Source organism: Advenella faeciporci (genome assembly GCF_014652395.1).
GTDB classification, from domain to species: Bacteria; Pseudomonadota; Gammaproteobacteria; order Burkholderiales; family Burkholderiaceae_B; genus Advenella; species Advenella faeciporci.
Window position 1 is genome coordinate 19,083 of sequence record NZ_BMYS01000015.1, and the last position, 13,593, is coordinate 32,675.

Below are 13,593 nucleotides of genomic sequence, written 5' to 3' on the forward strand. Positions count from 1 at the left end.
AAACAGTGCTGAATAATGCCCGTGCGACCAACCTCATTGCAAATGTCATTGCAATAATGGCCGTTATCATTTTGATCACGGGGGGCATCTATTGGCTTGCGCATCGCCCCATGTTCAATCTGTCTCGCATCACGATAGAACCGGTGAATGGACGGGTGCTGAATTATGTGTCGCCTGCCAGCATTCAGGCAACCATTGCAGGTAAACTCAAGGGTAATTTTTTTACGATTGATCTTGGGGAAACCAAGCAGATTTTTGAAACCTCACCATGGGTCAGGCAGGCGCATTTGCGGCGTGTCTGGCCAGATGGTTTATTGCTTAAAATAGAAGAGCATGAACCCTTTGCATTCTGGAATGAAAACCAGATGATCAATACATGGGGAGAACTGTTTTCGGCAAACCAGGCTGAATTGAATGCAGAGTCTGAATTGCCACAGTTTAACGGCCCTGATGGCTCTGAACGACTGGTGGTACAACGGTATGCCGAGCTGGTTCGTTGGCTGGCGCCATTAAAATTGGGCGTTAATGAAATAACGCTTAGCGATCGCTATGCATGGCGTGTAGAATTGAGTAATGATATGGAATTGGTAATGGGAAGGGATCCGGGGGCTGATGCGGTCAATCCGCATGGAGGTCAGGGAGCGGTATCTTTTGCCTCGACCATCGAACGCTTTGTGCGTACGTGGCCGGTATTACAAAATCGTATCGAAGGCAGGAAAATAAACAAGGTGGATCTTCGTTATACCAAGGGCTTTGCCTTAACGTATGCTCCAGTGGATAATACGCTACCAGTTGATAGTAAAGAGAAAAAATGAGTCGTGACCTTAAGGACCTAATTGTTGCGTTGGATATCGGTACTAGCAAAGTCGTTGCGGTAGTGGCCGAAGCGTTGCCTGAAGACGGGCGATTTGAAGTGATCGGGCTTGGGCAGCATGAGTCCAAGGGAATGCGTAAAGGGGTTGTTGTCAATATTGATTCAACCGTGAACTCAATCCAGCGTGCGCTGGAAGAGGCTGAACTGATGGCCGACTGCAAAATCAGGGAAGTTTACACGGGCATTGCCGGTAACCATATTACCAGCTTCAACTCCAGTGGCATGGTGGCCATTAAAGACAAGGAAGTTTCCGAGGCTGATGTTGCCCGGGTCATTGAAACCGCAAAGGCGGTTAATATTCCAACCGATCATCAGGTACTGCATGTCCTGACCCAGCAATTTATCGTTGATAACCAGGAAGATATCAGGCAACCGGTTGGCATGAGCGGCATACGGCTGGAAGTACGCGTGCATATTGTGACAGGGGCTGTCAGTGCCGCCCAGAATATTGTCAAGTGCGTACGGCGTTGCGGACTGGAAGTGCAGGATCTTATCTTGCAACCGCTGGCATCCAGCATGGTTACCCTTACCAATGATGAAAAAGAGTTGGGCGTGGTCATGGTGGATATTGGGGGCGGTACAACCGATGTGGCCATTTTTACCGGTGGCGCAATCCGCCATACCACTGTTTTGCCGGTTGCCGGAGACCAGGTGACCAGCGATATCGCTGCCATGCTCAGAACACCAACCCCCGATGCTGAAGACATCAAGTTGCGCTTTGGCATTGCCAAACAATCCCTTGCCAATCCTGAAGAGTTGATCGAAGTGCCAGGGCTGGGTGACCGGGATGTACGCAAAGTCAAACGGCAAACCCTCGGGGCGGTTATTGAGCCCCGCATCGAAGAGCTGTTCATGATGGTGCAACAGGTGGTCAGGGATTCGGGCTATGAAGATCTGGTGGCATCGGGTATTGTGCTGACGGGTGGAACCTCACTTATGCCTGGCATTGTTGAATTGGCCGAGGATGTCTTTCTCAAGCCGGTTCGGGTGGCGGTTCCCGAATATCGCGGTAGTCTTGCCGATGTCGTTCGCAACCCGCGGTTTTCTACCGTGATGGGCTTGTTGACCGAAGCTCGCGTGCAACGTCTCAGGGGCAGTAAAACAATGCAACAAAAAGGAGGATTTAAATCCATCTTTTTGCGCATGAAAGAGTGGTTTATGAATTAAAATACAAACATAATTAAAGGATTACGTAATTTTTTTATGTTTAAAGCGTATTTTTGCAGGGTTAACCCCTGCAAAAGGGTGATTAAAATCATCCAGGAGTTATTTAAAAGACAAATGCGGGAAAAATTTCGGCCTTGTCTTTGAAATAATTTCCGAAAATTGGGGAATTTTAGAAATTTATCTGGATTATAGGAGTTGGATAACATGGATTTGGGCTTTCAAATATTAGATGACAGTAATAGCAGTGGTACCGTAATCAAGGTGATTGGTGTGGGTGGTGCTGGTGGCAATGCGGTACGACACATGATGCGCTCAGGTATCAAAGGTGTGGATTTTATTTGTGCCAACACTGACATACAGGCGTTGACCGCTACCGAAGCACCTGTACAAATTCGTTTGGGTAACTCTGGTCTGGGCGCAGGCGCCAAACCAGAGCAGGGACGTGCTGCTGCCGAGCTGGCCCGTGAAGAAATCAGGGTGGCCCTGAATGGTGCAAATATGGTGTTTATCACTGCAGGTATGGGTGGTGGTACCGGAACCGGTGCGGGTCCTGTGGTGGCAGAAGTCGCCAAGGAGCTGGGTATTCTGACCGTTGGCGTAGTGACCAAACCTTTTTCTTTTGAAGGCACCCGTCGTATGAAATCGGCGGAAGAAGGTATTGCCGAGCTGTCCAAACATGTGCACTCCCTGATTGTGGTCCTGAACGAAAAGCTTTATGAGCTGATGGGTGAAGATGCGACCCAGGATGATTGCTTCAAGGAAGCGGATAATGTCTTGTACAATGCCTGCGCGGGTATTGCTGAAATTATTAACGTCCAGGGAGATATCAACGTCGACTTCGAAGACGTGAAAACGGTCATGGGTGAATATGGACAGGCCATGATGGGTACAGCGGTAGCCAGTGGCCAGGATCGTGCCCGTGTGGCTGCCGAGCAGGCAATTGCCTGCCCGTTATTGGAAGGTGTTGACCTGAATGGTGCACGCGGTATCCTGGTTAATGTAACCGCCAGCCGTTCCCTGAAAATGACAGAAACCAAGCTGATCAACGAAATCATCAGCAGCTATGCTTCCAAGGATGCCCATTTTATTTTTGGTAGTGCCTTTGATGAATCCATGGGTGAGAGCTTACGTGTTACCGTGGTTGCCACGGGACTTGGGCGCAAACAGCCTGAACTGGTACATAATGTAATCCAGAATGTGCGTACCGGTACCGATGACCTGGTGTTGAACCTGAATGCGGCTGAAGGCCAGCCTGAATCGTTCAATCTGGATACGCCTCCGGTATTCCGTAATCCTCGTGCCCGTAGTCAGGCGGCATCCGATCAGGTAAGGGCGCTTGAAACATCAGGTATGGAGCGTTACGATATTCCTGCCTTTTTGCGTAAACAGGCAGATTAATAAAAAGCAGTACCAACTCCTGCTGGAAATCAGTCTAACGGTTTCCATCAATTAAAAGAAACGGTTTCCCCAAGCCGTTTCTTTTTTGTCTTTAATTGAAACACTTTTTAGTCAAATCAATAACTTGGCAGCTCATTTCAAGGTAAAATGAACCTTTATAAAAAGGTAAATTTTGGCCTTGTTGCGATATTACACTTATGCTCAGACAAAGAACAATTCAGAATCTAGTTAAAACAACCGGTGTCGGCGTTCACTCCGGCGAACGTGTGGAAATTGTCCTGCGTCCTGCCGAGGCAAATACCGGTATTGTTTTTCATCGTATCGATACCCCCGAAGTTGTTGATTTTCCCGCCTTGGCAGACAAGGTGGGCGATACCCGCATGGCTTCAGTCCTGCAAAATGGCAATGTTCGTATCTCTACCGTAGAGCATTTAATGTCCGCCCTGGCTGGCTTGGGAATAGACAACATCCATATAGACCTGAATGCCGAAGAAGTGCCTATAATGGATGGCAGTGCAGGGACCTTCGTTTATTTGCTGCGTTCTGCAGGCATTGTTGAACAAAATGCGCCAAAACGTTTCCTTAAAGTATTGAAAACGGTAGAGGTGAGCGAAGGCGAAGGCGAAAATGCCAAATGGGCCCGCCTTGAGCCTTATGAAGGTTTTTCATTGGCTTTTTCTATCAATTTCCAGCATCCGGCCATTGACTCAACGGCCAGTTTTGCCGAAGTGGATTTCGCTCGCGACTCTTATACCAAAGAAATTGCCCGCGCCCGTACTTTTGGTTTTGCCAGCGACGTTGAGGCTATGCGCTCTATTGGCCTGGCGCGTGGTGGTAGCCTTGATAATGCCATTGTCATGGATGATTATCGTATTCTCAATAGTGATGGCTTGCGTTACGATGATGAGTTCGTCAAACATAAAATCCTGGATGCCATCGGTGACCTTTACCTTATTGGCAAGCCGTTGCTGGCCCGCTATGTGGCCTGTAAGTCGGGTCATGGTCTTAATAACAAGCTGTGCCGTGCCCTGCTGGCCCAGCAAGATGCCTGGGAAATCGTGACTTATGACTCTCAGGCAGCCGCGGCAGACGCTGTTGGCCGTGACTGGCGTCTGGCTTAGGCTTTTCTTCGATTCAAAATTCGGGCAATGGCATCAGAAAATTCGCCTTCAGGCAGGGTTTTATGCAATTTATCAAAGGCATCCAGTGCAGATTGGTTTAAAATAGCCCTGTTTTCAGTATGAGCCCGGGTCTCCGGTTCGGGTTTATACAGGTTTGCCTGTATCCTGATGCGAACTTCATTCACGTTCAAACCCTGATTCATCAGGAGCTGGCTGATTCTTGGCGTAAGTTGGCGTATCTTTGCCGCGTAGGCGGCGCTGGGTACCGCAATGACCAGGGTTCCGTTATCAAACTTCAGAATTTTACATGCCTGGGTGACCGGATCATGTAAACTAGCCAGAATTGTATTTTGTATGTCCAGGTAATAACTGGCCGTTTTAAGGATGTTTGCCTTTTGTTCATCATCCCTGAGCCAGCCCAGGGCAGTCTTTTCCCCATTGCTTTGTTGGTGATGGGTGGTATGGTTTTTGTTTTTATAATATTTACGAAACAGGGACATAGACAGTAGATAGGTAAAATGTTTAGAAAGCGTAAAAAAGATCTTTTTTTATCAGAAAGTTCATTTAAACACAGGCAGTCCAGCAAGAAAATCTGGACATTCAGTATGTCAGTCTTGGTCTTGGGTATCGCGGTGGCCAGTGGGGCAATGCTAGAGCGATACTGGGGCGTTCAATCCCTCAACCAGGAAAATAATAGCCATTTGGCCACCAATGTGCAACCCTCAACCCGCGATGAGGCGCTTATCCGTAACAGTGTAAACTTCATGGCGACCCAGGTGGGTGAATTGCGTGCGCGCGTTGAAAGTCTTGAAAAACTGGGCACCCGGGTAGCCGGCACGGCAGGTTTGCTCAAATCCCCCGAGGCGGCGGCGATTCTTCCAACGGCCAAAGAGTCGGATGAATCTTTTTCCTTCGAGGAAGATTTGATTTCCAATGACACCATCATGTCAGCCGAAGAAATCGGTCGTGAGCTGGATATGCTCAAGCAACAAATTTCCATGCAAAATGATGGTTTCAGAACCATGGAGCTGCTGCTTAATACGCGTAACGCCGACCGCAGCCGCATCCCTTCGGCTTTGCCGGTATCCATGACGGCAGCCCGAATTTCATCCGCCTATGGCTGGCGCCGTCATCCGGTCAGTAAAAAATATCATTTGCACTCAGGCACCGATTTTGCGGCTCCAACCGGCACTCCCATATATGCTGCCTCTGCCGGCATTGTCGTAGATGCCGGCTATAATGGTGCTTACGGTAATTCCATTGATGTGGATCACGGCAATGGCGTGGTAACCCGATATGCCCACGCTTCGAAACTGCTGGTAAAAAAAGGTGATCTGGTTTCCAAAAAACAAATTATTGGCCGGGTTGGCTCCACAGGGCGATCTACCGGTGCTCATTTGCACTTCGAGGTCCGTGTCAATGACAATCCGGTTGATCCGCTCATGTTCCTGAAGCAAACCTCAACGAAGCCGGCAACGGCGGTTGCCGAGAACTCGTTGCTGGAAACGGTCAGCAAGGCAAGTGCGGCTGTTATTGGGGCACAACTGGGTTCGGGCGGAAAAGCTGGGGCCAGTTTGCCTTCTGGCGTTACAAGTGGAACCGGTATGCGTTAAACTACTGGCTTAGAGTAAAATTTTGACTAACCACATTGGACCGGTTTGGCGGGCAGCGCCTGCGAAAATCCAAGCTTATATTGCAAAATAAGAATGATTTCTATACTTAAAAAACTAGTTGGCAGCCGTAACGACCGCATACTTAAACAGTATCGCAAAATAGTGTCAAAAATCAATGCGCTGGAAAAATCAATCTCGGCGCTTTCCGATGAGGAACTTTCAGCCAAAACGCCCGAGTTTCGTGCCCGTCTCGAAAAGGGGGAAAGCCTGAATGATTTGCTTCCCGAGGCCTTTGCCGTTACCCGCGAAGCATCTCGCCGGGTATTGGGCATGCGTCACTTTGATGTGCAGCTGCTGGGTGGTATTGCCCTTCATAATGGTAAAATCGCGGAAATGCGTACCGGTGAGGGTAAAACCCTCATGAGTACCTTGCCCGTTTACCTGAATGCATTAAGTGGCAAGGGTGTGCACGTGGTGACGGTTAACGATTACCTGGCCCGTCGAGACGCGCAGTTAAACGCCCGTCTTTACAATTTCCTTGGCCTGACCGTCGGGGTGGTGGTTCCCCAACAGGACAACCAGGAAAAAATCGACGCTTACCGTGCCGATATTACTTATGGTACCAATAACGAATTTGGCTTCGACTACCTGCGTGACAATATGGAGTACCGCATCGAGGATCGTCGTCAGCGTGGCCTTAATTATGCAATTGTCGATGAAGTCGATTCAATCCTGATTGATGAGGCCCGTACCCCGCTGATTATTTCAGGTCAGGCCGAAGACAATACCGAATTGTATGTGCGCATGAATGGTATTCCTGCCTTGCTCACGCGCATGAAAGAAGAGCCCAAGCCGCAGGAACCAGAACCCGAAGGTGATTTCTGGGTAGATGAAAAGTCACAGCAAATTTACCTTTCGGAAGCCGGCCATGAAAAATCAGAGCAGCTTTTGCGCCAGGCCGGCATCCTGCCCGAAGGCGAGTCTTTGTATGATCCACGTAATATCACTCTGATGCACCATTTGATGGTGGCTTTGCGTGCCCATAATCTGTTCTTCAAAGACCAGCATTATGTGGTGCAAAACAACGAGGTGGTCATTGTCGACGAATTCACCGGCCGATTCATGGCTGGCCGTCGCTGGTCCGATGGCCTGCATCAGGCAGTCGAGGCCAAGGAAGGTGTACAAATCCAGAATGAAAACCAGACACTGGCTTCCATTACCTTCCAGAACTATTTCCGCATGTATGAAAAACTGTCCGGCATGACCGGCACGGCAGATACCGAGGCTTATGAGTTTCAGGAAATTTACGGTCTTGAAACCGTTATTATTCCCACAAACCTGCCCATGGTCCGGATCGACCAGAACGACCAGATTTTCAAAAATGACCAGGAAAAATTCGCCGCTATCATCAAGGATATCCGCGATTGTTATGAGCGTGGTCAACCTGTTTTGGTGGGTACCACCAGCATCGAAAATTCTGAACTTTTGTCTGCACTGCTGAAAAAAGAAAAGCTGCCTCATGAAGTGCTTAATGCCAAACAGCATGCGCGCGAGGCGGAAATCGTGGCCGAAGCGGGTAAACCGGGCCATATTACGATTGCCACCAATATGGCCGGTCGTGGTACCGACATCGTATTGGGAGGAAGCATAGAAAAAGCCATAAACCTGGTTCGTGCCGATGACTCTCTCACGGCAGCCCAGAAAGAAGAAAAAATCGCAGGCATCCGGGAAGAGTGGAAGCCGCTTAATGAGCAGGTCAAGGCTGCGGGTGGATTGCGTATTATTGGTACCGAACGGCATGAGTCACGCCGGATCGACAACCAGCTGCGTGGTCGTGCCGGCCGTCAGGGAGATCCGGGCTCTTCCCGTTTTTATCTTTCTCTCGATGACTCGCTCATGCGTATTTTTGCAGGCGAGCGTGTGCGTGCCATCATGGAGCGCCTGGGTACCGACGGTGAGCCGATAGAGGCCAAAATGGTCTCCCGCTCTATTGAGTCGGCACAGCGCAAGGTGGAAAGCCGTAACTTTGATATCCGCAAGCAATTGCTTCAGTACGATGACGTTTCCAATGATCAGCGCAAGGTCTTGTATGGCCAGCGTAACGAGGTTCTTGAAGAGGCGTCCATTTCAGATATGGTTGCTGAATTGCGAAGTGCTGCGGTTAATGATCTGGTGCGAACCTATGTTCCCGAAGACTCCATGGAAGAGCAATGGGATATTCCTGCACTTGAAACCGCGCTTGCGGCCGAGCTGCAAATAGAGGTGCCATTGACGGCCATGATTCAGGCTGATGACAGTCTTGGTGAGGAAGAAATCCTTGCGGCCATCCAGGAAGCGGCAAAGGATGCCTATGATGCCAAGGTTGCGGTGGTTGGACAAGAGCAATGGTCTTCCTTTGAGCGTTCCATTTTGTTGCAAACCATCGACTCTCACTGGCGCGAGCATCTGGCATCACTTGACCACCTGCGTCAGGGCATCCATTTGCGTGGATATGCACAAAAAGACCCCAAACAGGAATACAAAAAAGAAGCCTTCCAGCTGTTCGCCGGCATGCTTGAGCGTGTCCGCAATGATACGATTAAAGTATTAATGACCGTCCAGATCCGATCCCCCGAACAGGTTCAGCAGGCCGGGGAAGAAGCGGCCAAGCCTCACGTGCAGAATGTAAGGCTTCATCATTCTGATTTCGACGAAGCATTGGGTGCCGAAGTCAATGAAAATGGGGATGTCTCTGCGGGTGGCATCACGGTACGGAACATGATGGCCAATGTCGGACGCAATGATCCATGTCCATGCGGTAGCGGCAAAAAATACAAACATTGCCATGGTCAACTGAAATAACACATTTGTGAAGGAAAAAAGGCTGAATACCGGATTCAACGGTATTCAGCCTTTTTTACAGCAGGAAGATGCTGGCAAGTCCCAGAAAAATGAAAAATCCTAAAGAGTCGGTTGCGAAAGTCAACATGACAGATGAGCCCACGGCCGGGTCTTTGCCAAATTTATCGCGAACAATAGGGATCAGGACACCCAGTACGGCACCTATGAGCATATTGCTTACCATGGCTGCTGCCATGACCAGGGCAATTTTGAGTGAGCCTGAAAAAGCCCAGGAAAAACCTGCGGCAACAATGCTACCAAGAAATCCAACTAAAAATGTAACGATACATTCCCTTTGAAGCAGGGAACGGAAATTTTTTGAGGTAATGCGCCCTACCGCAAGGGCACGGATGACCAGGATCATTGTCTGATTGCCCGAGTTGCCGCCAATGCCCGCCACAATTGACATCAGGAAAGCCAGAATAACAATGTGGCTTACGGTGCCTTCAAACTGTGAGGCAATGACCGAGGCCGTTGCGGCCGTACATAAATTGATCAATAGCCAGGGTGCGCGGTTTTTGATGGCCTTGACGGCCGGTGCGAATATATCTTCTTCATGCAGACCGGCACGGGACAAATCTTGCTCCTGGGAGTCTTCACGAATGACATCCACGACTTCGGCAATGGTTACCCGGCCAATCAGCCGGTTTTGCTTGTCAATAACCGGTGCGGAAACCAGATCATAACGCTCAAAAGCCAAAGCCGCTTCGGCGTCATCTTCATTTGGCTTGAGGGAAAGATAGTCTGTTTTCATGACATCTTTTACTACGGTTTCTGGGTCGTTGACCAAGAGCTGGGAAATGCTTAAAACCCCCTGGAAACGATCCTGACGGTCTACCACAAAGATCTGGTCGGTATGGTCTGGCAGATTTTCCAGGCGTCGGAGATAGCGAAGGACGACTTCCAGGCTGACATCTTCACGGACCCGTACCATTTCGAAGTCCATGATGGCGCCAACAGTGCCCTCAGGATAACCCATGGCTTCAAGCAGTTGTGCCCGTTCTTCATTGGTCAGGCCTTTTTGGACTTCGGCCACAATATCGGCAGGAAGGTCGGGAGCCAGATCGGCCAGCTCATCGGCGCCAAGGTCTTCGGTTGCGGCCAGAAGATCTTCGCGGTTCATGGATGAGATCAGGTCTTCACGAACCCAGTCATTGACTTCAAGAAGAATATCACCATCATACTTGGCATTCACCAGGCCCCAGATCAGGCGACGCTGTTCAGACGGTAACGATTCAAGAATAAAGGCAATGTCTGCCGGGTGCATCTGGTTGAGCAAGTGTTCAAGCTCGACCTCATGCTGGCGCTTCAGTAACCCTTCAATAATGGGTGCCTGTTCATCGCCTTCTTCCTGGCGGCGGACCAGGTTTTCCACCACTTCATGCTTTTTGAGCAACTCCTGTATTCTTTCGAGTGCAAGTTGCGCGTCCTCGGTATCCAGTCTTCGGGGTATCGTGACGACAATGGCTTCGGGGGTTTCTGTTCTTTTGTTGTTACTATTCATACTTATTCTTTTTTAATAACGGGTGCAGTCAGGTGTGGCTTGAGCATAGCCATGAGTTCGGGGAAAACCTGCTGGTTGGCGGCGGCAACATAACCTTTGATAGGCCAGGGATCCATGCCATACATGTCTTCAGCCTGTCCGCCGGCTTCTCGCACGAGCAGGGTGCCTGCAGCAACGTCCCAGGGAGCCAGGCCCATTTCCCAATAAGCATCGAAACGGCCGCAGGCAATCCAGGCAAGATCAAGGGCGGCAGCGCCAAGGCGACGGATCCCCCGCGTGGTGTGCAGGGCGGACTCAAAGGTGGGCATGTATTGATCCGCAAAAGAAAAATCACGAAATGGTACGCCCGTGCCAAGAAGAGAGTCGGACAATGATTGTGAGGTTGAACAGTAAATCCGTTCACCGTTAAGGCGTGAACCTTCCTGATAAATGGCGGTGAACAATTCTTCTCTGCAAGGATCGTATACAACCGAGACAACCGGTGTGTCACGTGTCAATACAGGAGTGTCTGGCAGGAGTTGTGTACCAGCATGGGCAATTAAGCCCAGTGAGACGGCATAATGGGGAATCCCGTGCAGGAAATTGGTGGTGCCATCAAGAGGATCAATATACCAGGTGGCGCTGCCCGTTGGTTGGCCGCCGGTTTCTTCGGCCACAATACCAAACTCAGGGGTAATGTGGGTAAGGTGCTCCAGAATTGCGGTTTCGGCTTCACGGTCTGCCTGGGAAACCAGGTCATTGCGTGATTTATGATCGATGATCAGCTCTGACCTGTCATGGGCGTAGGCCTGTAAAATTGCTGCTGCGGCATGTGCTGCGGTAATACCTGCTTCCAATGCTCTGCTAAAATCCAAATGGTTTTTTGTTAACATCGTAAATCGTCCATTCAAGTCCTTATAAACAGGAATTATACACAGGAGTGACCCCAGGGTCTCTGGCTCCTGAAACTTAAATTTTGATTTGCCCGAACGCTTTCTTTCATGTCTTCCACGTATCCTGTTTTATATCCTGCCAGCCTTGTCACACAAGCCAATGGCTTCATTTTGTCCGGCACGGAACATCCCGTTTCGGCCACGGCAGAAAGTTTTTTCGAGCTTGACGCATGGTATTCAACTTTCGTGTCATCTTGTTTGCAATGGAAGGGCAAGGTGCGTTATACCATTGCCCTGAATGGTACGCGTTTTGCCATGCATCTGTTCCTGTTGCGTAAATACTGGCAAAGAAGTCCATCACCCTGCCAGCGTTTGCACCTGGTGGTGTTCGAGGAGCAGCCGCTTTCCCGTGAGGATTTTGTAAAAATGGGTGCGCGTCTTTTTCCCGGGTGTTTGCAGGAGCAAGTCAATCAGCTGGCCAGTCACTGGCCTTGTGTGTTGCCGGGCATGCATCGCATTGACCTGGACGGGGGCCGCCTGACCATCACGCTGGCGTACGGTGAAAAACGGCGGATGCTGAAAAATATTCATGCGTCTATTGACGCCTATATCCTGGCAGACAGTTGCGGTCCAGCCGTACTTGTGCAAGAAAGCTACGGGGATTGGTTGCGGTATGCCTCGCCACAGGTTTGTGTTATAAGCCGTGCCCAGGATGAAAGTCTCTTGAGACAGGCCCTGAAAACAGAAGGTCTGGTTACAGGAGAAGCCAGCGTCAGTGAAGAAGGCAAATATCTGGCCCTGCAGGCGCGTTCTGGCAGGCCAATGCCGGTTTACAGGGCGGACCAGGACAGAACCGCCCTGGTGATAGGGGGTGGTCTGGCCGGCTCAGGGGTGGCGCATGCCCTGGCCCTTCGCGGCTGGCAGGTCAAGGTTTTTGATCCGGCTTTTGCGCATGGCAAGTCGGCAGGGCAGCAGGGTCATATTGCCGCTGCCCTTACACCGCTGGTTTCCATTGATGATAACTTTCGCTCCCGCTTAAGTCGAGCCGGTACTTTAAGGGCTCATGCCCGATGGCGGGATTTCCCGGCATCGGCCATTCCTGCCCGATGTGGCACACTGGAGTTAAGCCGTAATAAAGGCCATGCCAAGGATTTGACCGAGGCCGTCAAGGCCATGCAATTTCCCGGGCAATGGGTTCGCAATGTCGATCCAGTCGAGGCTTCGGCACTGGCGGGTATGCACATAGACAGAGAGGGCGCCTATTTTTCTGCCGGAATGCTGGTTAATCCGGAGGGTCTCATCAGGACCTTGCTGGACAGTGAGGCGATTGAGTGCCTGGCTGCCAGGGTTGCGTTTTTATTGCGTAATGAGCAAACCCGGCAATGGGAGCTTCTGGGGGCCGATGGCAATGTACTGGCTCGTGGACATACGGTTATTGTGGCTTGCGGTTTGCAAACCCTTCCTCTTATGCAGGAAAGCGGCCTGATGCTGCAAACCCGCCGCTCGGGTGAGGTGGTACCGGCCATTCCCAAGCTGCACTCCCTTCATCCCATGGGGGGAGAGGTCATGCATGTGCCAGCCGGGCTTGTGAATGGGGGCCCCCGTTGCATTATTGGTGGTGAGGGTTATTTTTTGCCGCCGGTCAACAATTTTTGTGTCATGGGCAGTACTTATATGCATAATCAATTGGTGCCCTGTACAAGTAAAAAAGGACAGGAATCCATTTTATCCAAAATGCCGGTGGCGCTTTCTGCCGATCTTGAAAAAGCGGTCCAGAACAACGAAATAAGCGGATGGGCAGGCATGCGGGCTGTTATGCAGGGGCGCTTGCCGGTTATCGGGCAACTTGAGCATGCCGAAGGCGTGTGGATTGCTGCTGCCTATGCCTCTCACGGTCTTACATGGTCCAGTTTGGCCGGGGATGTGATTGGTGCCCGGCTGGAAGGCGAGCCGGTTCCGCTGGAGCGCGATTTGCAGAAATCGATTTCCCCGCGCTAGTCTTGCAATATCTTTTGTATTTGCCGATTTAAACGTGAAATAAGCGATATATAAGGTGAATTTTCTGTTAAATCCGTGTTTTGATTTTAATTTTGGTGTAAATGAGTCAGAATAATACATTTTATAGTGTGACCGTTTTGGCGCCACACTAAGCGCAACACTTAAA

Annotated in this window: 10 protein-coding genes; 7 read left to right on the forward strand and 3 right to left on the reverse strand. The window is 50.3% G+C overall.

What is annotated here, in order from left to right:
• The first annotated feature begins 5 nt into the window (after nt 1-5).
• The 4 genes from IE074_RS10390 (at nt 6) to lpxC (ending at nt 4,560) form a co-directional block, all read left to right on the forward strand.
• Nucleotides 6-815: a cell division protein FtsQ/DivIB gene (locus tag IE074_RS10390; RefSeq protein WP_189385404.1), complete on the forward strand. Its 810-nt coding sequence runs from the start codon at nt 6-8 to the stop codon at nt 813-815.
• Nucleotides 812-2,041: a cell division protein FtsA gene (ftsA, locus tag IE074_RS10395; RefSeq protein ID WP_189385405.1), complete on the forward strand. Its 1,230-nt coding sequence runs from the start codon at nt 812-814 to the stop codon at nt 2,039-2,041. Before IE074_RS10390 ends, ftsA begins: the two co-directional genes overlap by 4 nt.
• Nucleotides 2,042-2,245: 204 nt before the next feature.
• A complete protein-coding gene (gene ftsZ / locus IE074_RS10400; RefSeq protein WP_189385406.1) occupies nt 2,246-3,439 on the forward strand; it encodes a cell division protein FtsZ in 1,194 nt (397 codons plus the stop codon).
• A 197-nt stretch (nt 3,440-3,636) separates the two neighbouring features.
• On the forward strand, nt 3,637-4,560 hold the full coding sequence (gene lpxC / locus IE074_RS10405; RefSeq protein WP_189385407.1) for a UDP-3-O-acyl-N-acetylglucosamine deacetylase: 924 nt from the start codon (nt 3,637-3,639) through the stop codon (nt 4,558-4,560).
• On the opposite strand, the gene IE074_RS10410 is transcribed toward lpxC, so the two are convergent.
• A complete protein-coding gene (locus tag IE074_RS10410) occupies nt 4,557-5,060 on the reverse strand; it encodes a DciA family protein (RefSeq protein WP_189385408.1) in 504 nt (167 codons plus the stop codon). The genes lpxC and IE074_RS10410 overlap by 4 nt on opposite strands.
• 105 nt (nt 5,061-5,165) lie before the next feature.
• Here IE074_RS10410 and IE074_RS10415 point away from each other — a divergent pair, with 105 nt between their 5' ends.
• Together IE074_RS10415 and secA are read left to right on the forward strand one after the other, a co-directional pair.
• The gene (locus IE074_RS10415; RefSeq protein WP_189385409.1) at nt 5,166-6,173 is read left to right on the forward strand and encodes a M23 family metallopeptidase; all 1,008 of its coding nucleotides are present in this window, start codon (nt 5,166-5,168) and stop codon (nt 6,171-6,173) included.
• Between the two features lie 93 nt (nt 6,174-6,266).
• The gene (gene secA, locus IE074_RS10420) at nt 6,267-9,014 is read left to right on the forward strand and encodes a preprotein translocase subunit SecA (RefSeq protein ID WP_189385410.1); all 2,748 of its coding nucleotides are present in this window, start codon (nt 6,267-6,269) and stop codon (nt 9,012-9,014) included.
• Between the two features lie 55 nt (nt 9,015-9,069).
• On the opposite strand, the gene mgtE is transcribed toward secA, so the two are convergent.
• On the reverse strand, nt 9,070-10,557 hold the full coding sequence (gene mgtE, locus IE074_RS10425; protein ID WP_189385411.1) for a magnesium transporter: 1,488 nt from the start codon (nt 10,555-10,557) through the stop codon (nt 9,070-9,072).
• A gap of 2 nt (nt 10,558-10,559) precedes the next feature.
• Complete coding sequence (locus IE074_RS10430) at nt 10,560-11,429, reverse strand: inositol monophosphatase family protein (protein ID WP_189385412.1); 870 nt, start codon at nt 11,427-11,429, stop codon at nt 10,560-10,562.
• A 108-nt stretch (nt 11,430-11,537) separates the two neighbouring features.
• Between IE074_RS10430 and IE074_RS10435 the strand changes: the two genes are divergently transcribed.
• Entirely contained in the window at nt 11,538-13,427 is a 1,890-nt protein-coding gene (locus tag IE074_RS10435; protein ID WP_189385413.1) for an FAD-dependent oxidoreductase, read from the forward strand.
• Nucleotides 13,428-13,593 lie beyond the last annotated feature (166 nt).

What these genes read in the sequence shown, in the direction of transcription:
- IE074_RS10435 (WP_189385413.1), top strand. Translation starts at nt 11,538, where the DNA reads ATGTCTTCCACGTATCCTGTTTTATATCCTGCCAGCCTTGTCACACAA.
- IE074_RS10415 (WP_189385409.1), top strand. Translation starts at nt 5,166, where the DNA reads ATGTCAGTCTTGGTCTTGGGTATCGCGGTGGCCAGTGGGGCAATGCTA.
- lpxC (WP_189385407.1), top strand. Translation starts at nt 3,637, where the DNA reads ATGCTCAGACAAAGAACAATTCAGAATCTAGTTAAAACAACCGGTGTC.
- mgtE (WP_189385411.1), bottom strand. Translation starts at nt 10,557, where the DNA reads ATGAATAGTAACAACAAAAGAACAGAAACCCCCGAAGCCATTGTCGTC.
- IE074_RS10410 (WP_189385408.1), bottom strand. Translation starts at nt 5,060, where the DNA reads ATGTCCCTGTTTCGTAAATATTATAAAAACAAAAACCATACCACCCAT.
- IE074_RS10430 (WP_189385412.1), bottom strand. Translation starts at nt 11,429, where the DNA reads ATGTTAACAAAAAACCATTTGGATTTTAGCAGAGCATTGGAAGCAGGT.
- ftsA (WP_189385405.1), top strand. Translation starts at nt 812, where the DNA reads ATGAGTCGTGACCTTAAGGACCTAATTGTTGCGTTGGATATCGGTACT.
- secA (WP_189385410.1), top strand. Translation starts at nt 6,267, where the DNA reads ATGATTTCTATACTTAAAAAACTAGTTGGCAGCCGTAACGACCGCATA.
- ftsZ (WP_189385406.1), top strand. Translation starts at nt 2,246, where the DNA reads ATGGATTTGGGCTTTCAAATATTAGATGACAGTAATAGCAGTGGTACC.